19 protein-coding genes and 1 pseudogene are annotated in these 21239 nt (G+C 71.7%); 14 read left to right on the plus strand and 6 right to left on the minus strand.

Features of this window, described 5'->3' with window-relative positions; all coding sequences use genetic code 11:
- Positions 1-5 precede the first annotated feature (5 nt).
- On the minus strand, positions 6-563 hold the full coding sequence (locus ACFMQL_RS36470; protein ID WP_378789349.1) for a hypothetical protein: 558 nt from the start codon (positions 561-563) through the stop codon (positions 6-8).
- 773 nt (positions 564-1336) lie between these two features.
- The gene (locus ACFMQL_RS36475; protein WP_378789351.1) at positions 1337-2104 is read right to left on the minus strand and encodes a hypothetical protein; all 768 of its coding nucleotides are present in this window, start codon (positions 2102-2104) and stop codon (positions 1337-1339) included.
- On the opposite strand from ACFMQL_RS36475, the gene ACFMQL_RS36480 reads away from it, so the two are divergent.
- The gene (locus tag ACFMQL_RS36480; RefSeq protein ID WP_364070690.1) at positions 2097-2603 is read left to right on the plus strand and encodes a hypothetical protein; all 507 of its coding nucleotides are present in this window, start codon (positions 2097-2099) and stop codon (positions 2601-2603) included. The two genes, ACFMQL_RS36475 and ACFMQL_RS36480, sit on opposite strands and share 8 nt — an antisense overlap.
- Positions 2604-2625: 22 nt before the next feature.
- On the opposite strand, the gene ACFMQL_RS36485 is transcribed toward ACFMQL_RS36480, so the two are convergent.
- Positions 2626-4131 (minus strand): MFS transporter, encoded by a 1506-nt coding sequence (locus ACFMQL_RS36485; RefSeq protein ID WP_378789352.1) that lies wholly within the window; start codon positions 4129-4131, stop codon positions 2626-2628.
- Between the two features lie 105 nt (positions 4132-4236).
- Between ACFMQL_RS36485 and ACFMQL_RS36490 the strand changes: the two genes are divergently transcribed.
- Entirely contained in the window at positions 4237-5100 is an 864-nt protein-coding gene (locus ACFMQL_RS36490; protein WP_364070686.1) for a helix-turn-helix transcriptional regulator, read from the plus strand.
- 6 nt (positions 5101-5106) lie between these two features.
- Here ACFMQL_RS36490 and ACFMQL_RS36495 read toward each other — a convergent pair whose 3' ends face one another.
- Positions 5107-5706, minus strand: coding sequence for a DUF1707 domain-containing protein (locus tag ACFMQL_RS36495; protein WP_378789354.1), 600 nt, complete (start codon positions 5704-5706; stop codon positions 5107-5109).
- A 145-nt stretch (positions 5707-5851) separates the two neighbouring features.
- Here ACFMQL_RS36495 and ACFMQL_RS36500 point away from each other — a divergent pair, with 145 nt between their 5' ends.
- The 8 genes from ACFMQL_RS36500 to ACFMQL_RS36535 all read left to right on the plus strand — a co-directional run bounded on the left by ACFMQL_RS36500 (position 5852) and on the right by ACFMQL_RS36535 (position 11954).
- Positions 5852-7066: a cytochrome P450 gene (locus ACFMQL_RS36500; RefSeq protein WP_378789356.1), complete on the plus strand. Its 1215-nt coding sequence runs from the start codon at positions 5852-5854 to the stop codon at positions 7064-7066.
- Between the two features lie 221 nt (positions 7067-7287).
- Positions 7288-7968, plus strand: a complete 681-nt coding sequence (locus tag ACFMQL_RS36505; RefSeq protein ID WP_378789358.1) for a CBS domain-containing protein — start codon at positions 7288-7290, stop codon at positions 7966-7968.
- Between the two features lie 5 nt (positions 7969-7973).
- Positions 7974-8579, plus strand: a complete 606-nt coding sequence (locus ACFMQL_RS36510; protein ID WP_364070794.1) for a CBS domain-containing protein — start codon at positions 7974-7976, stop codon at positions 8577-8579.
- Complete coding sequence (locus ACFMQL_RS36515) at positions 8576-9259, plus strand: CBS domain-containing protein (protein WP_364070676.1); 684 nt, start codon at positions 8576-8578, stop codon at positions 9257-9259. Before ACFMQL_RS36510 ends, ACFMQL_RS36515 begins: the two co-directional genes overlap by 4 nt.
- A 41-nt stretch (positions 9260-9300) precedes the next feature.
- Positions 9301-10191 carry a phosphotransferase gene (locus tag ACFMQL_RS36520; RefSeq protein ID WP_364070674.1) on the plus strand — a complete coding sequence of 297 codons (891 nt, stop codon included), beginning with the start codon at positions 9301-9303 and terminating at the stop codon, positions 10189-10191.
- A 113-nt stretch (positions 10192-10304) separates the two neighbouring features.
- On the plus strand, positions 10305-10724 hold the full coding sequence (locus tag ACFMQL_RS36525) for a hypothetical protein (RefSeq protein ID WP_364070671.1): 420 nt from the start codon (positions 10305-10307) through the stop codon (positions 10722-10724).
- 54 nt (positions 10725-10778) lie between these two features.
- Complete coding sequence (locus ACFMQL_RS36530; RefSeq protein WP_364070668.1) at positions 10779-11165, plus strand: SHOCT domain-containing protein; 387 nt, start codon at positions 10779-10781, stop codon at positions 11163-11165.
- Between the two features lie 147 nt (positions 11166-11312).
- Positions 11313-11954 (plus strand): response regulator, encoded by a 642-nt coding sequence (locus ACFMQL_RS36535; protein ID WP_378789360.1) that lies wholly within the window; start codon positions 11313-11315, stop codon positions 11952-11954.
- 75 nt (positions 11955-12029) lie between these two features.
- Here ACFMQL_RS36535 and cydB read toward each other — a convergent pair whose 3' ends face one another.
- Both cydB and ACFMQL_RS36545 read right to left on the minus strand, forming a co-directional pair.
- Positions 12030-13022 carry a cytochrome d ubiquinol oxidase subunit II gene (gene cydB, locus ACFMQL_RS36540; RefSeq protein ID WP_378789362.1) on the minus strand — a complete coding sequence of 331 codons (993 nt, stop codon included), beginning with the start codon at positions 13020-13022 and terminating at the stop codon, positions 12030-12032.
- A gap of 16 nt (positions 13023-13038) precedes the next feature.
- Positions 13039-14411: pseudogene (locus ACFMQL_RS36545) on the minus strand (cytochrome ubiquinol oxidase subunit I).
- A 225-nt stretch (positions 14412-14636) separates the two neighbouring features.
- Between ACFMQL_RS36545 and ACFMQL_RS36550 the strand changes: the two are divergent.
- The 4 genes from ACFMQL_RS36550 to narI are packed head-to-tail and all read left to right on the plus strand — an operon-like array spanning position 14637 to position 21230.
- Entirely contained in the window at positions 14637-18281 is a 3645-nt protein-coding gene (locus ACFMQL_RS36550) for a nitrate reductase subunit alpha (RefSeq protein ID WP_378789363.1), read from the plus strand.
- Positions 18281-19915, plus strand: coding sequence for a nitrate reductase subunit beta (gene narH, locus ACFMQL_RS36555; protein ID WP_378789365.1), 1635 nt, complete (start codon positions 18281-18283; stop codon positions 19913-19915). The genes ACFMQL_RS36550 and narH overlap by 1 nt, the downstream gene beginning before the upstream one ends.
- On the plus strand, positions 19912-20520 hold the full coding sequence (gene narJ, locus ACFMQL_RS36560) for a nitrate reductase molybdenum cofactor assembly chaperone (protein WP_378789366.1): 609 nt from the start codon (positions 19912-19914) through the stop codon (positions 20518-20520). Before narH ends, narJ begins: the two co-directional genes overlap by 4 nt.
- Positions 20517-21230, plus strand: a complete 714-nt coding sequence (narI, locus tag ACFMQL_RS36565) for a respiratory nitrate reductase subunit gamma (protein ID WP_364070651.1) — start codon at positions 20517-20519, stop codon at positions 21228-21230. Before narJ ends, narI begins: the two co-directional genes overlap by 4 nt.
- Positions 21231-21239: the final 9 nt, after the last annotated feature.

Here is a 21239-nt window from a genome sequence, read left to right on the forward strand (position 1 = left end):
CCGGCTCAGCCCGCGAACGCGAGGACGATGGCTCCGAGGCCCAGGGGCACGTCCAGGAACATGCAGGCTTCGGCCAGCGACGGGGCGACGACCAGCCTGCGGCGAAGGTGGATCGCGTCCCAGACCGCGTGGCTCGCGAGCGCGAGCCCGGCCACGACCAAGCCCACCCGAGGTGTGACGAGAACGGAGATCGCGACGGCGCAGCCGAACCCGGCCACGGCGAGGGCCTGGGCGAGCAGCGCCGATCGCGGCGCCCGCAGGGCGAGGCCGACGATGACGAGGACGGCGGACGTACCGCCGAGGCCGGCCCACCAGGCGATCCCGATCAGCTCGCCGATGACGACGACCAGGCTCGCGCCGAGGACGGCCGGCCACACGGTCCACGGCCTGCCCAGCGCCGCTGCGGCGAGGTAGCACCCGACGGCGGCGGACAGCGTGATGGCCAGGCTTTCGCGGTCGCCGCCGGTCGCCAGGGAGAGGATCGCGACCGCCACTCCCAGCGCGGCGGGCCAGCGGCGGAGGACGAGGTGCCGGCGGTCGGCTGTCGACGTTGGGGCGCTCATGCCGGGGAGGCTATGAGCGCGGCTCGCGGCCGTGAAGGGGTTTGCCGGAGTCGTGGGATGCATGGCCGGATGCGTGGGAAGCCGAGGCCCACGGGGTCGCGCCGGCCGTCGTACCAGCGGGGCTTTGGTAGATCTTTCTCCGTCATTCGGGTCGGCCTGAGCAGCGGCAGTGCCTCTCCGGCTTGGGCTTCTCTCTCCGCAGCGCCGTCGATCGCGTCTTCCCGAGCGTGTGACCTGCAAGAACTTCATGTACGCTCGCTCCACCCACAGGCTTCCGGTTTATCCCCTTAAGCCGTTCATGATCCTCTTCATCATGGTCTGAATGGTTTCGTCCGGAATGATCCCGGGAGGTCCCCCACTGCCATGACGCCAGACATCCAGAAGTCCTCTCAGAACGACGCGGAGATCACCGCTCGGCAGGCCCCCGATGGCCACGCGGGCTCACCGGGCGACCCGCATGACGGGCCGCGTACCGGCATGGACGGCTCCCAGGACGGTCAAGGGAGGTATCAGGGCTCTCACGGGAAGGGCCGGGACTCTCAGGAGTTCGGCCACGGTTTCCGGAACGAGCCGTCGTTCCCGTCCGGCCCGGACCGGGACGGCTTCGGCCACGGCGGCATCGGCCGGGACGGTGTCGGCCGAGACGGTGTCGGCCGGGACGGCATCGGCCAAGGCGGCCCGGACCGGCACGGATCTCATGACGGCGGCTCCCGCCACGACGATGGCGGCCCGTCACCTGTGGAAACCCGTCCCGCGCCGGAGCCGACCCGCGCTCAGGACGCGCCCACGCACGACGGCACCCCGCCCCACCACAGCGCTCCTCCGCACGAAACGGCACCGCCGCACGAGACCGCTCCCCCGCACGAGACCGCTCCCCCGCACGAAACGGCACCGCCGCAGGAGACCACGCCGCCGCACGAGACCGCGTCGCCATCCCACCCCCCGACGGCCACGCCCACCGCGACGCCAGGCGAACCCACCGCCACCCCCACCGCGACATCGGGCGAACCCACCGCCACCCCTACCTCCGACACACCGACGTCCACCGAGACGCCGTCGGCCACCCCGACCCCCACCGTGTCGGAGTCGCCCGCCCCCACCGAGTCTCCCTCGGCCACCCCAACGACATCCGCATCGCCCTCGCCCACGGAAACCGCCACGGCATCCGCATCGCCATCCCCCACGGAGACCGCCACAGCGTCAGAGCCGCCGCCCGCGGAGTCGCAGGCACCCGCTGAGACCGAGTCCCCAGCCCCCGAGGAGACCGCGACGACGTCGGAGCCGTCAGAGGCCGCTTCCTCCAGCGACGAAGCGGAAGCGTCCGCCAGCACTTCAGCAGCAGCGGAGGAGGAGGACACCGCGAACTCGTCCTCGAAGTCGACGGTGACCTCAGCCGCGCCGGATGACGCCGCCGACGAGGAGGAGGCCGCCGCCACCACGCCGTCGGGCGCCGGCACCACGGCCACCACCGCCGCACCGACGCACATCAACACCGCGGCGTCCAGCCAGCAGCGGGACTTCTCCACCACGGCGATGGTCACCTCGGCCCTGCTGCTCGTGGCGGCCCTGCTGACCGTGTTCGCGGTGCTCGTGGCCAGGTCCCGCCGGGCCCGCCTCGCCGCCGTGGACCACGCGGAGCCCGTCGACCTCGTTCCCCCGGCTCCGGCTCCGGCCCCGAGCCCGAACCCGCTGCCCGTCAGGCCGCCCGTTCAGGAGGACAACCCGTTCACGCGGCAGCTCATCGAGGCCCTCGAGAACATGATCGAGCTCGAAGAGCGGGATGGCGCCAAGCCCGACGCGGAACAGCAGCGCCCCGAGGCTGACGCATCCGCGCAGGACCCCGACGCCGACCCTGAGGCGACCGCCGCCTGGACGCCGCCCTTCGCGCCCTCCGACCCGCCCGAGCCGCCGGGCTCCCTCTTCGAGCCCACGCCACCCGAGCCGGCCGACGATGTCCCCGGAGACGAGCCGCTCGATGAGGAACCGGCCTCCGACGAGGACGACGCCCGTCCAGGAGACACCGGCGACTCGACCCCGTAGCAGGCGGCCGGACGCACGACGGCTACTGAGCCGGCGGGTTCGGGTTCTCCTGCTGACGGTGTGCACGTGAGCCGCCGTTCCTGAGCCAGCGCAGGGCCAGGGCTCCGAGCACGACGTGCAGGACGGCGGCCGCGGCGGCGGCCGCGTGCAGGCCGGTGACGAACGCCGTCTTGGCCTCGGCGGCGAGCACCGGCGTGAGGTCCGGAAGCTGCAGGGTCTCGTCGAGGGTGGGGGCGAGGTCCGGCCCCTGCAGGCGGAAGACGAGGGCGGCGAGCGAGCCGAGGAGCGCGATGCCGAGCGCGTTGCCGATCTCGTTGCTGGTCTCCGCGATCGCCCCCGCCGAGCCGGCCCGCTCGACGGGAACGGCGTCCACGGCGGTGTCGGCGACGACGCTGAAGCAGATGCCGTAGCCGACGCCGGCGACGACCGTGGAGGCGACGTACCAGCCGATCCCTCCCGTGATGGCGGTGGGCAGCAGGAGCAGCAGGCCGGCCGCGATGGAGAAGTGGCAGGCGACGAGTGCGGCCCGCTTGCCGATGCGATCGACGACGTGGGGCGTGACGACGCAGGTCACGGTGAGCACGGCGGCGCCGGGGACGGCGAGCAGCGCCGCGTTCAGCACCGGCAGGCCGAGGACGGACTGGAGGTAGACGCCCGCCAGGTACGCGCTCGCCGACCAGGCCGCCAGCGGCACCAGACCGGTGACGATCGCCAGCGTGAAGACGCGGTCGCGGAAGAGCGAGAAGTCCATCAGGGGATGCGCGAGGTGCCGTTGCCTGCGGGCGAACCACGCCAGCAGTACCAGCCCCGCGACACCGGCGACGGCCGCGCCGCCGGACGGGCCGTCAGCGGCCACGCGCTTTACAGCGTAGATCACAAGTAGCAGCCCGACCGCGGAGGTCACGACGCTCGGCACGTCGATCCGGCCCGGACTCGTCGCGCGCACCTCGCGCAGCAGGGCGGGCGCGAAGATCAGGAACAGGGCGGTGACGGGCAGGTTGATCAGGAACACCGAGCCCCACCAGAACCGCTCCAGCAGCACGCCGCCCGCGATCGGCCCGATGGCGAACCCGGCCGCGAACGCCGCGGCGAAGATGCCGATGGCCTGTGCCCGCCGCCGCGGGTCGGTGAACAACTCGCTCAGCACCGCCAGGGCCGACGGCAGCAGGGTCGCGCCCGCCACGCCCATCAGCGCGCGGGCCACGATCAGCAGTTCGGCGCTCGGCGCGAAGGCGGCCGCCGCCGAGCCGATGCCGAAGACCGTGGTGCCGATCATGAGGAGTTTGAGCCGGCCATACCGGTCGCCGAGGTTGCCGAACGCGATCAGCAGGGAGCCGACGGCGAAGCCGTAGACGTCGAGGATCCACAGGGCCTGGCCGGCGGTCGGCGTCAGGTCCTGGCTGATCCGGGGCATCGCCAGGAAGAGGATGGATCCGTCCATGGAGACCAGCAGGACGGGTCCGAGGATCACCGTGAGGCCGAGCCAGGCCCGCAGCCCCGGTGACGAGTGCACATGCTGTGTGGTCATGGCCCGCACTGTCCGCCGGGAGCGGCCCGCACAGCCATCTCCCTGCTGTGGGTGCACCTGACAGGTACACCCACGAGGGCGATTCCTCCGCCTACGATCGCTGGTGTGGAGAGTCTCGGAACGTTCCTCAAGCGGCGGCGCGACCAGGTGACACCGGCCATGGCCGGGCTGCGCACCTACGGCACCACGCGCCGCGTGCCGGGCCTGCGGCGCGAAGAGCTGGCGCAGCTCGCGGGCGTGAGCGTCGGCTACTACACCCGCCTGGAGCAGGGCCTGGCGGAGACCGCGTCCAAGCAGGTGCTCGACGCCATCGCGCGGGTGCTACAGCTCGATCCGATCGAGACCGTGCACCTCCACAACCTCGCCAGGCAGCCCTCCGCCTCCGGCCTGTCAGAGCCTCCCGAGGAGCAGCCGCACCCGAGGGTCATCGCGCTGCTGGAGTCGCTGGGCGAGGCGATGCCGGCGATCGTCCTGGGCCGCCGGGGCGACGTGCTCGCCTGGAACCGCACCGGGCACGCGCTCATGGCCGAGCACGTCCCGTACGACGCCCCGCGGGATCCGGCGCGCCGCCCGTCGATGCCGCGGATGTTCTTCCTCGACCCGTTCACCCGCGACCTGCACCGCAACTGGGACGAGCTGGCCCGCATCCACGTCGCCTACCTCCGGCTCACCGCCGGGCGCTTCCCCACGGACGCCCGCCTGGCGCGGCTGATCGGCGAGCTGACCATGCGCAGCTCCGAGTTCGCCACGATGTGGGCGATCGGGGAGGTCGCCGACTGCACCGTCGGCACCCTTGACCTGCGGCATCCCACCGTCGGTGCCGCCAACGTCACATACCAGGTCTGGCTCCAGCCCGACAGCCCCGACCACCGGCTCGAGGTCTATACGCCGAACGACCCGGGCTCCGCCGACGCGCTGCGCCTCCTGGCCCACCAGAGCAGCCGTCCGGCACCCGCCGAGCAGCACTGAGGGACGTCAGCGCCGTTCTTGGAGGCGGCGCAGCTTGCGGCGTTCCCAGCTGTTGGGATGGCGGACGACCACTCCCCCGGCGCCGCCGTTGCCGGACAGGCGGACGAGCGGCGTCCTGGGCTGCCGTTCGGGGGTGGTCTTGTCGCGGAAGCCGCCGAGCCCGGAGCTCATGCCGGACGTCTCCGTGCCCCAGTCGTCGGGGATGACGATCGTGACGCCGCCCATTTCGCCGTGCGCCTCGATGGCGATCTCGGGCAGGCGGCTCTCGACCTGGGTGAAGTCGAGCTTGACGGAGCCCATGCCGCCGTACGCGATGATGCGGGGCGGCACGTCCCAGCGGCCGGTACGCGTCTCGCCGTGCATGCCGCCGCTGAGGACCAGCGGCTCCTGGTTCACCGGTACGTCCGGCGGCAGGTCGGCGGTGAGGGCGTCGAGGTCGGCGTACGTCTTGGCGGTCAACGCCTTGCTCAGGCGCACGTCCAGTTCGTCGAGGTCGAGCCGGCCCTCGGCGGCGGCGTTGTTCAGCCGTTCCACCACCGCTTCGCGCTCGTCGTGCGAGACGCGCCACTGGTCGCGGCGGACGGGTTCCGGGTGCCCCTGAGTCATGACTCGATATTACGGGCATAAAGCGATCTGGCAGGCGCGTCCGGGATCGATTGGACTATTCAGCATTGCTAGGTACCGGTAGTCAGTGTTACTTTCTACCAGTACTTAGCAACACCAAGTAGCCACGCCCCCGATTCCCCTAAGGATGACCGTGACCGCATCCCCGCACGTCCTCACCACCATGCCCGCCGAGCCCCCGCCGGGCTGCCCGTTCGACCCGCCCGCCGGACTGATCGCGGCCCGCACGCATGGCCCGGTCAGCCGGCTCACCTTCGCCGACGGCCACGAGGGCCTGGTCGTCACCGGCTTCGACCTGGCCCGCGCGATCCTCGCCGACCCCCGCTTCAGCTCCCGCAAGGAGCTCATGCGCCACCACCCGACCGTCGACTACGGCGACATCGAGGTCCCTCCGGCACCGCCCGGCGAGTTCCTGCTCATGGACGAGCCGCAGCACGGCCGCTACCGCAAGCCCCTGGCCGGCAAGTTCACCGTACGCAGGATGCGGCTGCTCACCGAACGCGTGGAGCAGATCACCGCCGAACACCTGAACGCCATGGAACAGGCGGGCCCGCCGGCCGACCTGGTGACCGCGTTCGCCAAGCCCGTCCCGGCCATGGTCATCTGCGAGCTACTGGGCGTGCCCTACGCCGACCGGGACCGCTTCCAGGAGAACATCGACATCTTCCTCGGCGGCGAGGCGAGTGACGAGAAGCTGATCGCCGCGTACGTCGCGACCCGGCAGTACCTCGCCGAACTGGTCGCCGCCAAGCGCGCCCACCCCACCGACGACGTGCTCAGCGACCTGCTCGACACCGACCTGACCGACGAGGAGCTGCAGGGCATGGCCCTGATCCTGCTGTCGGCCGGTTTCGACACCACCGCCAACATGCTGTCGCTCGGCACGTTCGCGCTGCTGCGCAACCCGGACCAGCTCGCCGCCCTGCGCGCCGACCCCGCCCTCATCGACCAGGCGGTGGAGGAGCTGCTGCGGTACCTGTCCGTGGCCAAGCAGTTCTACCGGGTCGCGCTGGAGGATGTGGAGATCGCGGGCCACACCGTCCCGGCCGGCACCACCGTCATCCTGTCGCTCGCCACCGCCAACCGCGACCCCGAACGCTTCCCCGACCCCCATAGGCTCGACCTGCACCGGCGGGACGGCGGCCACCTGGCCTTCAGCCACGGCGTCCACCAGTGCCTCGGCCAGCAGCTCGCCCGCGTCGAGATGCGTGTCGCGCTCCCCGCGCTGCTCGCCCGCTTCCCCACGCTGCGCCTGGCCGTACCGGAGAACGAGGTCCCGCTGCGCCCGGAGACCTCGGACATCCGCGGCGTCAAGAGCCTCCCCGTCACCTGGGACGCCTGACCGCCACCAGGCCTTACGAGCCGTACGCGGTGGCGATCGCGCGATCTCCACCCTGGGGTGGAGATCCGCCGCGAGCGGACGGCGCTGAGAAGGTCCGGGTCACGTCGCCCGCGCACATCACGCACACGGCTGACCATCGTCCGGCCGGGTCGGGACCTTCGGCTCTGCGCGGCGCAGCCCGTACGGCGTGTGATGGAGGTGGGCCGACGAGGGAGGACGACATGCGCATGACCGTGGCGGACGTGATGACGGAGAAGGTCGTCGCGGTGTCCGCCGACACGCCGTTCAAGGAGGTCGCCGAGACGCTCATCCAGGCCGGCGTGAGCGCGGTGCCGGTCGTCGGCGACGACCGGCGCGTGCTCGGCATGGTGTCGGAGGCCGACCTGCTGCGCAAGGAGGAGTTCCGGGAGCAGTTCTACCGCGAGGGCTACCGGCCGCCGCTGCGCGCCCGGCTGCGCCACCACAAGGGCAGGCGGAAGGCCGAGGGCGACACCGCGGCCGAGCTGATGACCAGCCCCGCCGTCACCATCACCCCGGCCTCGACCACGGTGGAAGCCGCCCGGCTGATGGACGAGCGGGACGTCAAGCGGCTCGCGGTCGTCGACTACGACGGCCGTCTCGCCGGCATCGTCAGCCGCCGCGACCTGGTGAAGGTGTTCCTGCGGCCGGACGAGGACATCGCCCGCGAGATCCGCGACGAGGTGCTCGACAAGACCCTGTGGGTGAACACCGACGGCGTCCGGGTCGAGGTGGAGCGGGGCGTGGTGACACTGTCGGGCCGGATGGAGCGCCGGACGGAGGCCGCGATCGCCGCGCGCATGGCCGCCCGGGTCAACGGCGTGGTCGACGTCGTCGACAAGCTGTCCTGGAGGCAGGATGACGCGGCCTGGGTGGGCAGGTGACCGTCATGCTCGTACGCGAGGTCATGACCAGCCCGGCCGTCACCGTCCACCGCGCCGACCCGGTGCGGCGGGCCATCCGCGTCCTGTACGGCAACGACATCACCGCCGCCCCGGTCGTGGACGAGTCCGGCCGCCTGGTGGGCGTGGTCAGCGAGCTGGACCTGCTGCGCGGGGAGTTCGAGCCCGATCCCCGCGCCGCCCTGCGTCCGGTGCCGGCGGCCGGTGAGCCGCCGCCCCGCCGCGTCCTGGAGGTGATGACCCGGCGGCCGGTCACGGTCACGCCGGCGACGGACGTCACCGCCGCCATCGGCCTCATGGTGGGCGAGCGGATCAAGAGCCTGCCCGTGGTCGAGGGCGGCCGGGTCGTCGGCATGGTGAGCCGGCGCGACCTCATGGCGATGCTGGCCCGTTCCGACGACGACCTGCGCCGGGACGTCGTCGACGCGCTGCGCGAGCAGTATCCGTTCGGGCCGGGCTGGGACGTCACCGTGCGCGACGGCGTCGCCGAGCTGAGCGGCCCGCCCCACGAGCACGCCGACAAGATCGCCGACGTGCTCGCCCGCACCGTCCCCGGCATCGTCCGGGTCAAGCACATCAGGAGGTCGCCATGACCGCTCTGGTCGGGAACGTGATGACCACCGACGTGGCCGCCGTCCGCGAGACCGACTCCTTCCACAAGGTCGCCGAGCTGCTCATCGAGCGGGGCGTCAGCGGCGTTCCCGTGGTGGACGGCGAGGGCCGCGTGCTCGGCGTCGTGTCCGAGGCCGACCTGCTGGCCAAGGAGGAGTTCAAGCAGCGCTACTACGGCGACGACTACCGTCCGCCGCTGCGCGCCCGCATCCGCCACGCGGCCGGCAGCGAGGGCAGCGGCCTGCGCAAGGCGCGGGGCGAGACCGCGGGCGAGCTGATGACCGGCCCCGCCCACGTCACCACCCCGGACGCGCCCGTGGTGTCGGCCGCCCGGCTGATGGACCGGCACGGCGTCAAGCGGCTGCCCGTCGTGGACGCGGACGGCCGCCTGGCCGGCATCGTCAGCCGCCGCGACCTGATCAAGGTGTTCCTGCGTCCCGACGAGGACATCGAGCGCGAGGTACGCGAGGCCCTGCAGGGCCAGGCGGGCGTCGCCGTGCGGGACGCCGTCGTCACCCTGACCGGCATGTACGAGGAGCGCAGCCAGGCCATGACCGCCGTCCGCCTGGCCGAGAACATCGACGGCGTCGTGGCCGTGCGCGACGAGCTGAGCTGGAAGCACGACGACGTCGCCGACCTGCCCGTTTGGGGCGGGGCATAACCCCCTGCGCCTTGACACCGGGCCGGATCCGGATCACGTTTGTGCAGTGGGGGAAGGATGACAGGCGCGGCTCAGGTCCGGCGGAGCCGCTGCGCGCGTGGGTCGAGGATCGGCTCGGTGATCGGATCGGGGCGGTAAGGTCCCTGCACGACGGGGAGAGCCCCTGGTGGGTCGATCTGGCAGCCCCTGGCGGGGCGACGTCATCGGTGGTGCTGCGGGCGCCGAGCAGCCGCATCGGGCCGGAGCTCATAGCGACGAACGCGGCGGCGCTGCTCGTCGCCGAGAAGCACGGGCTGACGGCTCCGCGTCTGCTCGCGGCCGATCTCGACGGCCGCGCGGCCGGGGTACCGGCGACCTTGGAGACCGTCATATCCGGGACCAGCGCATGGCCCGCGACGGTCTCCCCTGAGCTGCTCCTGGCGGCGGGCGCGGCGCTCGCCCGCGTGCACGCGGTCGCCCTCGATCCGCAGCCGGATCTTCCGTTCCGGCCGCGCCCCATCGCGGTCGACGACTTCGCCCGGGATCGCCGGGAGGGCAGGATGCCGACCACGGCGCTGCTGCAGAAAGCCGACGAACGCGTCCAGGCGATCAAGCTTCCGGCCACGCCGAACGTCTTCGTGCACGGCGATGTGTGGCCCGGCAACACGGTGCTCGCCGGCAGCGGGGTGCGCGCGCTGATCGACTGGAAGACGGCCGGCGTCGGCGATCCCGGCGTGGATCTCGGCGAGCTGCGCAAGCAGGCCGCGATCCTGTACGACGACGACGCGCCCGCCTATGTGCTGGCGGGCTGGGAACGTGCCACCGGCACGCGGGCCGAGGACGTCCCGTACTGGGACGCCGTGGCCGCGCTCAACACGCCGACCGAGGGCCACAGCCCTCACGTCACCCGCCGGCGCGACCGGTTCCTCGAGGCCGCGATCGCGCGGTTGTGATCGGCGACGGACCCTCGCCGATCCGGGAATCGTTGCTGGTTTGGTGGTCGGCCTGCGGGTAGCTGGACGGCGTCCGTGCGTTCATCGCGCGTGCCCGAGGACGAGGAGTCGAGATGTCCTCAACGACAACCGGTCATCGCCCGTCCGGCTGGGTGGTGGGACTGGCCTACTTCGCCGGAAGCATGATGGTGCTGAGCGGGCTGTTCGGCGCGCTCTCCGGAATCGCCGCCATCTTCCGGAACGACGTGTACGTCTTCCGCGGAGACTATGTCTTCAAATGGGACCTGACCGCGTGGGGCTGGGTCCACCTCGCCATCGGCGTCCTCATCTTCCTGGCCGGCCTGGCCGTGTTCGCCGCCCAGGCGTGGGGGCGCGCCGTGGGCATCGTGCTCGCCGTGCTGAGCGCCGTGGCGAACTTCCTGTTCCTGCCCTACTACCCGCTCTGGAGCGTGCTGATCATCGTGCTGAACGTCCTGGTCATCTGGGCCTTGACGATGTACAACCGCCGGGCCGGGGGCTCGGCGGCCCAATGACGACGGGGGCAGGCCGCTCCCGTCGGGCTCGGCCCCATAGGAGGGACGGCTGACATGGACGACTATCCGCTGCTGAACATCTTCCTCACCATGATGTGGTTCTTCCTCTGGGTCGTCTGGCTGATGCTGGTCTTCCGCGTCATCGTGGACCTCTTCCGCGACGACACCGTGAACGGCTGGGCCAAGGCGGGCTGGTCGATTCTGGTCATCGTCCTGCCGCTGGTGGGCGTCCTCCTCTACCTGATCGTGCGCGGCAAGGGGATGGGCCGCCGCGAGGCCGCCGCGGCGATCGAACGCGAGGCCCGCTACTACGAGGCCGCCGGACGGCGGACGGCCACCGGCCAGGCCGATGAGCTCGCGCGGCTGGCCGATCTCAAGAACCACGGGGACCTCACGCCGGAGGAGTACGAGCGCGCCAAGACCAAGGTCCTGGCGGCGTAGGAGGCCGGCGCAGGTGAGCGGGCGGCCCGTGGGGGTGATCGCCCGCGCCGGCACGGAGGCCACGTCGCGACCGCGGGGGACCTTCGCCGGTCCGACTCGGGACCTTCGTCCTTTGACCCGGGTCGCCGGTTGGGTAGCGTCACTTCCATGATTCGTGTGTTCCTCCTCGACGATCACGAGGTCGTCCGCCGGGGTGTCGCGGCGCTGCTGGACTCGGAGGACGACATCGAGGTGGTCGGCGAGGCGGGCACGGCCGAGTCCGCGATCGCGCGCATCCCCGCGCTCAGGCCCGACGTGGCGATCCTGGACGTCCGGCTGCCCGACGGCAGCGGCGTGGACGTCTGCCGCGAGGTGCGCTCGCGGGTGCCGGGGCTGGCGTGCCTGATGCTGACGTCGTTCGCCGACGACGACGCGCTGTTCGACGCGGTGATGGCCGGGGCCGCCGGTTACGTGCTCAAGCAGATCCACGGCTCCGACCTGGTGGGCGCGGTCCGTACGGTGGCGTCGGGACAGTCGCTGCTCGACCCGCAGACGACGGCCACCATGCTGCAGCGGCTGCGCGACCAGGCCGCCAAGAAAGACCCGCTCGCCGCGCTGACCGAGCAGGAGCGCCACATCCTCGACCTCATCGGCGAGGGGCTCACCAATCGGCAGATCGGCGAGCGCATGTTCCTCGCCGAGAAGACCGTGAAGAACTACGTGTCGAACCTGCTGTCCAAGCTCGACATGCAGCGCCGCACGCAGGCGGCCGCGCTGGCGGCGCGGCTGCGCGCCGGCCGCAAGGACTGACCGGGTTCCGCCGGCGTGACCGCCGCGCCGCCGGCTCGGGTCAGACGCCGTGGTTCCCCGGGAGAGGGGGCCTTCTCACCGGGAGCCGGCGGGCGGCCCGGTGAGCCGGCGGCGGAAGACCCAGTACGTCCACGCCTGGTAGGCCAGCACCACGGGCGTGAAGATGGCCGCCACCCAGGTCATCACCGTGAGCGTGTACGGCGTGGAGGCGGCGTTGGTCACGGTCAGGCTGTTGGCCGGGTCGAGCGCGGGCAGCACGTTCGGGAACAACCTGACGAACAGGCCGGCCACCACCGCGACCACGGCGACCGCGCTCGCGGTGAAGGCCCAGCCGTCGCGGCCGCGCAGCGTCGCCGCCGTCGCGCCCAGCAGGCCGAGCGCCGCCAGCGCCACCGCCGCCCACCAGGCGCCCTCCAGGACGGGCCGCGGTCCGCCGATGGTGAGCAGGAACGCCATCACCACCACGATCGTCGCCGGCGCCAGGCTCCTCGCCGCCCGCGAGGCGGCCGCACGCAGTTCGCCGGTGGTGCGCAGGGCGAGGAAGACCGCGCCGTGCGAGGTGCACAGCAGCAGCGTGGCGAGCCCGCCGAGCAGCGCGAACGGGTTGAGCAGGGTGAACAGGGTGCCGGTGTACTCGTGGCGGGCGTCCAGCGGCACCCCGCGCACGATGTTGGCGAACGCCACGCCCCACAGGAAGGCCGGGCCGAGCGACCCCCAGAAGAAGGCCCGGTCCCAGCCGCGCGGGCTGCCGGACTTGCCGCGATACTCCAGCGCCACGCCACGCGCGATGAGCGCCAGCAGGATGAGGAACAAAGGCAGGTAGAAGCCGCTGAACAGGGTGGCGTACCACTCGGGGAACGCGGCGAACGTCGCCCCGCCCGCCACCAGCAGCCACACCTCGTTGCCGTCCCAGACGGGCCCGATCGAGCGGACGATGACGCGCCGGTCCGCCTCGTCCCTGCTCAGGAACGGCAGCAGCACGCCGACGCCGAAGTCGAAGCCCTCCAGCAGGAAGTAGCCGGTCCACAGCACGGCGATCAGCACGAACCAGACGGTGGTCAGTTCCATGACGGTGATGTCCTTGTCAGTAGCTGAGTGCGGGGACGGAGGTTTCCTGTTCTGCCTGCTCGTCCGGCCCGATGCGGATGAACTTGATCAGCAGCCGCACCTCGATCGCCGCGAGCACGGCGTAGACCAGGGTGAAGCCGGCGAGCGTGATGGCCACCGACGTGACGTCCGCGGTGGGCGAGACCGCGGCGGCAGTGCGCATGATGCCGAAGACCGTCCACGGCTGGCGGCCCATCTCGGTGAAGATCCACCCCAGGGTGTTGGCCAGGAAGGGCAGCCCAATCCCGGCGATGGCCAGCCGGTAGGCCCAGCGGCCTGACGGGAGCCTGCCGCGCCGGGTCAGCCAGAGCCCGGCGGCCGCGAGCAGCGCCGACAGCGCACCGAACCCGATCATCAGGCGGAACGACCAGTACGCCAGGCCCACGACCGGCCGGTAGTCGCCGGGACCGTAAAGGGCCTGGTAGCGGGCCTGGATGTCATTGATCCCCTCGACCTTGCCGTCCAGGCTGTTGGTGGCCAGCAGGCTGAGGCCGTACGGGATCTGCAGGTTGACGTGGTTGCGGCCGTTCTCCACGTCACCGATCGCGAACAGCGAGAACCCGGCCGACGTCTCGTCCTCCCACAGCGCCTCGGCGGCGGCCATCTTCATCGGCTGCTGCTCGGTCATGATCTGCGCCTGCCAGTGGCCGGAGAACGCCACGCCCACGGCCGAGACGAGCGCGACGACGAGCGCCATCCTGGCGGAGGTGCGAAAGAGCGGCTGGTCGCGTTTGTGGAGCAGGAACCAGGCGCTGACACCGAGCACGAAGGCCGCCGCGGTCAGGAACGCGCCGAAGATGACGTGCGGGAAGGTGACCAGGGTGGTGGAGTTGGTGAGCACCGCCCAGATGTCGGTCAGTTCGGCCCGCCCACCGGCGATCCGGTAGCCGACGGGATGCTGCATCCAGGAGTTGGCGGCGAGGATGAAGTACGCCGAGATGTTCGTGCCGATGGCGGCCAGCCAGATCGTGGCCAGGTGCACCCGGCGCGGCAGCCGGTCCCAGCCGAAGATCCACAGGCCGAGGAAGGTGGACTCCAGGAAGAAGGCCAGCAGCCCTTCCATGGCCAGCGGCGCTCCGAACACGTCACCGACGAACCTGGAGTAGGCGCTCCAGTTCATCCCGAACTGGAACTCCTGCACGATGCCGGTCACCACGCCCATCGCGAAGTTGATGAGAAAGAGCCGGCCCAGAACCGGGTCAGCTTCAGGTACTCCGGTCTCCCCGTCCGGTGCCAGGCGGTCTGCAGCCCGGCCACGATGATCGACAGCCCGATGGTGAGGGGCACGAACAGGAAGTGGTAGACGGTCGTGACGCCGAACTGCCAGCGGGAGAGATCAAGGACGTCCATGCCGGTCAGGCTGCTGCACGGCCCGGCCCGCTCCCCAGGGGCGTCAGGCCCCGCCCGAAGGGACCTTGGTCCTCCACCGGGAGGCCCTTCGGCCGCCGTGCCCGCCGCCCTGATCGGCAAGGGTGAGGAGAAAGGCATCCGCGAGGATGGCGAGCCACGTTTCTCCCGCCGCCGGCGGGCTAGGTAACGGAACGTGTCAGATCGGTGACGGCAGGGGCGAAAGACATGGCGGGGATGGATGGACCGGTCAGCGACGCGCTGCTGCGGATGGGCCGCCACCTGCGGCCGGGCACGGTCTCGCCGGACCTCCGCGCCCTCTACCAGGTGGGCGGCAGGCAGGCGGACGACTTCTACCGGGACCGGTGGAGCCATGACAAGGTGGTCCGCTCCACGCACGGCGTGAACTGCACCGGCTCGTGCTCGTGGAAGGTGTACGTCAAGGACGGCATCATCACCTGGGAGGCGCAGCAGACCGACTACCCGAGCGTGGGCGGCGACCGGCCGGAGTACGAGCCGCGCGGCTGCCCCAGGGGCGCGGCGTTCTCCTGGTACACCTACTCCCCCACCCGCGTGCGCTACCCGTACGCGCGCGGCGTCCTGGTCGAGCTGTACCGGGAGGCGAAGGCGCGGCTGGGCGACCCGGTCGCGGCGTGGGCGGAAATCACCTCCGACCCGGACAAGCGGCGCCGCTACCAGTCCGTCCGGGGCAAGGGCGGGCTGGTCCGGATCACGTGGGACGAGGCGTGCGAGATCATCGCGGCGGCGCACGTGCACACGATCAAGACGTACGGACCCGACCGGATCGCGGGCTTCTCCCCGATCCCGGCCATGTCGATGGCCTCGCACGCGGTCGGCGCCCGGTTCATCTCGCTGATCGGCGGCGCGATGCTGTCGTTCTACGACTGGTACGCCGACCTGCCGGTGGCCTCGCCGCAGGTGTTCGGCGACCAGACGGACGTGCCGGAGTCGGCCGACTGGTGGGACGCGGCGTACCTGATGCTGTGGGGCTCCAACGTGCCGGTCACCCGCACACCCGACGCCCACTACATGGCCGAGGCGCGCTACCGCGGGCAGAAGGTGGTGGTGCTCGCGCCCGACTACAGCGACGCCGCGAAGTTCGCCGACGAGTGGCTGGCCCCGCGCCCCGGCACGGACGGCGCGCTGGCCATGGCGATGGGCCACGTGATCCTCAAGGAGTTCTTCGCCGACCGCGCCACGCCCGCGTTCACCGAGTACGTCAAGCGCTTCACGGACCTGCCGTTCCTGGTCAGGCTGCGCGAGCGCGGCGGGACGTACGTGCCGGACACGTTCCTCACCGCGGCCGAACTGGACCGGCCGGAGGGGGCGTTCGCGACGGTGCTGCTGGACGCGCGCACCGGCGCGCCGGCCGTGCCGAACGGCTCGCTCGCCTTCCGCTACTCCGAGCGGGGTGAGGGCCGCTGGAACCTCGACCTGGACGGCGTGGACCCGCTGCTGACCGTCTACGGGGGCGAGGCAGTGCCGGTCGCGCTCCCCCGCTTCGACGACGGCGGCGGCGTGCTGGAGCGGGGCGTTCCGGTACGGCGGGTCGGCGGCCACCTCGTCACCACGGTCTACGACCTGCTGCTCGCCCAGTACGGCGTGGCCCGCGACGGGCTGCCGGGGCGCTGGCCGTCGGGGTACGAGGACGCGGCGGAGCCGTACACGCCGGCCTGGCAGGAGCAGATCACCGGCGTGCCGGCGCGGGCGGCGGCCAGGATCGCCAGGGAGTTCGCCGCGAACGCCGAACAGTCGGGCGGCCGCTCGATGATCATCATGGGGGCGGGGACCAACCACTGGTTCCACTCCGACACCATCTACCGGGCCATGCTGGCGCTGACCACGCTGACCGGCTGCCAGGGCGTCAACGGCGGCGGCTGGGCCCACTACGTCGGGCAGGAGAAGTGCCGGCCGATCACCGGGTGGGCGCAGCTCGCGTTCGGGCTGGACTGGCAACGCCCGCCCCGGCAGATGATCGGCACCGCCTACTGGTACCTGCACACCTGCCAGTGGCGCTACGACACCTACAGCGCCGACGCCGTCTCCTCGCCGCTCGCCGACGGCGCGTTCGCCGGGAAGGCCACCGCCGACCTGCTGGCGCAGTCCGCCAGGCTCGGCTGGATGCCGTCGTATCCGACGTTCGACCGCAACCCGCTCGACCTGGCCGACGAGGCCGGCGCAGCCGGCGACGGCCCGGCGGCGTACGTGGCGGGTGAGGTCGCGGCCGGGCGGCTCGGCTTCGCCTGCGAGGACCCCGACGCGCCGGGCAACTGGCCGCGCGTGCTGACGGTGTGGCGGGCGAACCTGCTGGGCTCCTCGGCCAAGGGCAACGAGTACTTCCTGCGGCACCTGCTGGGCGCGGACTCCGCCGTACGCGCCCAAGAAGCCCCGCCCGACCGGCGCCCCGGCGACGTTGCGTGGGTGGACGAGGCGCCGCGCGGCAAGCTGGACCTGCTGCTGTCGCTGGACTTCCGGATGACGTCCACGACGCTGTTCTCCGACATCGTGCTCCCGGCCGCCACCTGGTACGAGAAGCACGATCTGTCCTCGACCGACATGCACCCGTTCGTGCACGCGTTCACCCCCGCCATCGACCCGCCCTGGCAGACCCGTACGGACTTCGCCGCCTTCCACGCCATCGCCCGCGCGTTCAGCGACCTGGCCCGCACCCACCTGGGCACGCGCAACGATCTGGTGGCCCTGCCGCTGCTGCACGACACCCCCGACGAGCTGGCCACCCCGCACGGCCGGGTCCATGACTGGCGCGCCACCGGCCGGCCGCCCACGCCGGGCCGGGACTTCCCCAAGGTGGTCGTGGTGGAGCGCGACTACGGGGCGGTCGCGGAGAAGATGGCCTCGCTGGGCCCGCTGCTGGAGCGGCTCGGCGCGACCACCAAGGGCCTGACGTACGACGTGTCCGGCGAGATCGACCGGCTGGCCCGCATGACCGGCACCGCACCCAACGGCCGCCCGTCGCTGGCCCGCGACCGCGACCTGTGCGAGGCCATCCTGGCGCTGTCGGGCACTACCAACGGCCGCCTGGCCGCCCAGGGCTTCGCCACGCTGGCCCGGCGGACCGGCACGTCGTTCGACGGGCTGGCCGACGAGCACCGGCAGATCACGTTCGCCGACACCCAGGCCAGACCCGTCCCGGTGATCACCTCGCCGGAGTGGTCGGGCAGCGAGAGCGGCGGGCGGCGCTACGCGCCGTTCACCATCAACGTCGAGCACCGCAAGCCCTGGCACACCCTCACCGGCCGCCAGCACTTCTACCTCGACCACCACTGGATGCACGAGGCGGGCGAGGCGCTGCCCGTCTACCGGCCGCCGCTGAACATGACCGCGCTCTTCGGCGAGCCGCCGCTCGGCGAGCAAAGCGAGCAGGGCGTCGTCGAAGGTGTCGTCGTCCGCTACCTGACCCCGCATTCCAAGTGGTCCATCCACTCCGAGTACCAGGACAACCTGCTCATGCTGACGCTGTCGCGGGGCGGGCCGACGATCTGGATGAGCCCGGCCGACGCCGCGAAGGCCGGCATCGGCGACAACGACTGGGTGGAGGCGGTCAACCGCAACGGCGTCGTGGTGGCCCGCGCGGTGGTCTCGCACCGCATGCCGGAGGGCACGGTGTACATGTACCACGCCCAGGAACGCGTGGTGGACGTGCCCAAGAGCGAGACGTCCGGGCTGCGCGGCGGCATCCACAACTCGCTCACCCGGCTCCTCGTCAAGCCCACCCATCTGATCGGCGGATACGCCCAGCTCAGCTTCGCCTTCAACTATCTGGGCCCGACCGGCAACCAGCGCGACGAGATCACCGTGATCCGCCGCCGCGGCCAGGAGGTCGACTACTGATGCGCGTGATGGCACAGCTCGCCATGGTGATGAACCTCGACAAGTGCATCGGCTGCCACACCTGCTCGGTCACCTGCAAGCAGGCGTGGACCAACCGGGCGGGCACCGAGTACGTCTGGTTCAACAACGTCGAGACCCGGCCAGGACAGGGCTATCCCCGCCGCTACCAGGACCAGGAGCGGTGGAAGGGCGGCTGGGAGCTGAACCGGCGCGGCCGCCTCACGCTCAAGGCCGGCGGCCGGTTCAGAAAGCTCCTGACGATCTTCGCGAACCCGCTCATGCCGTCCATCCAGGACTACTACGAGCCCTGGACGTACGACTACGACCGGCTCTTCTCCGCTCCCCTCCAGGACGACACCCCGGTGGCGCGGCCCCGCTCGCTCATCAGCGGCAAGCCCATGAAGATCGGCTGGAGCGCGAACTGGGACGACGACCTGGCCGGCGACCCCTCGCCCGACCCGGTGCTGCGCAAGGTGTCGGAGCAGGTGAGGCTGGAGTTCGAGCGGGCGTTCATGTTCTACCTGCCGCGCATCTGCGAGCACTGCCTCAACCCGTCCTGCGTGGCCTCCTGCCCGTCGGGGGCGCTGTACAAGCGGTCGGAGGACGGCATCGTGCTGGTCGATCAGGACCGCTGCCGGGGGTGGCGGATGTGCGTGACCGGATGCCCGTACAAGAAGGTGTACTTCAACCACCGCACCGGCAAGGCGGAGAAGTGCACGTTCTGCTTCCCGCGCGTCGAGGTCGGCATCCCCACGGTCTGCTCGGAGACGTGCGTCGGGCGGCTGCGCTACATCGGCCTGGTGCTGTACGACGCCGACCGCGTCGCCGAGGCCGCCTCCGTGCCCGACGAGCGCGACCTGTACGAGGCGCAGAAGGGTGTGCTGCTCGACCCGCGCGACCCCGCCGTCATCGCCGCCGCCCGCGACTCCGGCATCCCCGACGACTGGCTGGACGCCGCCCGCGAATCGCCGATCCACCGGCTGATCTTCGAGTACGGGGTGGCGCTGCCGCTGCATCCGGAGTACCGCACGATGCCGATGGTCTGGTACATCCCGCCGCTGTCCCCCGTCGTGGACGTGCTCGCCGCCACCGGGCACGACGGCGAGGACGCAGGGAATTTGTTCGGCGCCATCGACGCGCTGCGCATCCCGGTGGGCTACCTGGCCGAGCTGTTCACCGCCGGCGACCCTGCTCCGGTGCGCACGGTGCTGCGCAGGCTGGCCGCGATGCGCTCGTACATGCGACGGCTCAACCTCGGCCAGGAGCCCGACGAGTCGATCGCGCGCGCCGCCGGCATGACCGGCCCGCAGGTCGAGGGCATGCACCGGCTGCTCGCGCTGGCCCCGTACGCCGAACGGTACGTCATCCCCACGGCGCACGCCGAGCAGGCCGCCGGGCTGGAGGAGCTGGGGTGCAGCCTCGACTACGAGGGCGGCCCCGGCATGAACGGCCCCTTCGGCGAGGCGTCCGGGCGGCCCGCCCCGGTCGCGGTGGAGAGCTTCCACGCCCTGCGCGAACGTCAGCAGGGCGACGACCTGGACGACGCCGACGAGCTGCGCGGCCGGGTGAACCTGCTCAACTGGGACGGCAAGGGCACCCCGGACGGCCTGTTCCCCAAGAGGAGGAGGAAATGAGCGCGCGGACCGTCCACATGGTGGCCTCGGTGCTGCTCGGCTATCCCGACGAGCGGCTCCGCGACGGGCTCGGCGTGCTGCGCGAGGCCGTCTCCGGGCTGCCGTCCGGCGAGGCACGCGACCGGCTGTCGGCCTTCCTTGCGTATGTGGCGGGCACGGACCTTCGTGCGCTGGCGGCGCACTACGTGGCGACGTTCGACCTCAAGCGGCGCTGCTGCCCGTACCTCACCTACTACGCGTACGGCGACACCCGCAGGCGCGGTCCGGCGCTGCTGCGGTTCCAGCACGCGGTGAAGGCGGCTGGGTTCGAGCTCGACGGCGGCGAGCTGCCCGATCACCTGGCCGTGGTGTGCGAGCTGTGGGCGCGCGGCGCGGAACGCGAGGCCCGGCGGCTGCTGCTGGAGCATCGGGCGGGCGTGGAGGTGCTGCACGCGGCGCTGCGCGAGGAGGGCTCGCCGTACGCGGACGTGGTGGCCGCCGTGCTGGCCACGCTGCCCCCGGCGGGCGCGCGCGAACGGCAGGCCGCGCTGCGGCTCGCCGCCGAAGGCCCGCCCGCCGAGGCGGTCGGACTGGAACCCTACGCGATCATGGAGGCGGGCCGATGAGCGTCCTGCTGTGGGTGGTGCTGCCGTACGTGGCGCTGACCGTGTTCGTGCTCGGCCACCTCTGGCGCTACCGCTACGACAAGTTCGGCTGGACGACGCGCTCGTCCCAGATGTACGAGTCGCGGCTGCTGCGCATCGGCAGTCCGCTGTTCCACTTCGGCATCCTCATCGTGGCGCTGGGCCACGTCGGCGGCCTGGTGATCCCGAAGACCTGGACCGAGGCTGTGGGTATCAGCGAGAGCCTCTATCACCTGCTCGCCGTCGTGCTCGGCACGATCGCGGGCATCGCCACCGTGGGCGGCCTGGCCATCCTCATCTACCGCCGCCGCACGGTCGGCCCCGTCTTCACCGCCACCACCCGCAACGACAAGCTCATGTACGCGGTGCTCGCGCTCACCATCGCCCTCGGCCTGGCCGCCACCGTGCACGCCAACCTCGTCGGCGGCGGCTACGACTACCGCACCACCGTCTCGCCCTGGTTCCGGTCCATCTTCCTGTTCCAGCCGCGGCCCGACCTGATGGCGGGCGCGCCCCCGCTGTTCCAGCTGCACGCGCTCAGCGCGCTGGTGCTGTTCGCGATCTGGCCGTTCACCCGGCTCGTGCACATGCTCACCGCGCCCCTCGGCTACCTCACCCGGCCGTACATCGTGTACCGCAGCAGGGACGAGAGCCGGCCTGCGGTCCGGCGCGGCTGGGAACCGACCCGCTGACGATCACGT

Source organism: Nonomuraea fastidiosa (assembly GCF_042751225.1).
GTDB classification, from domain to species: Bacteria; Actinomycetota; Actinomycetes; order Streptosporangiales; family Streptosporangiaceae; genus Nonomuraea; species Nonomuraea fastidiosa.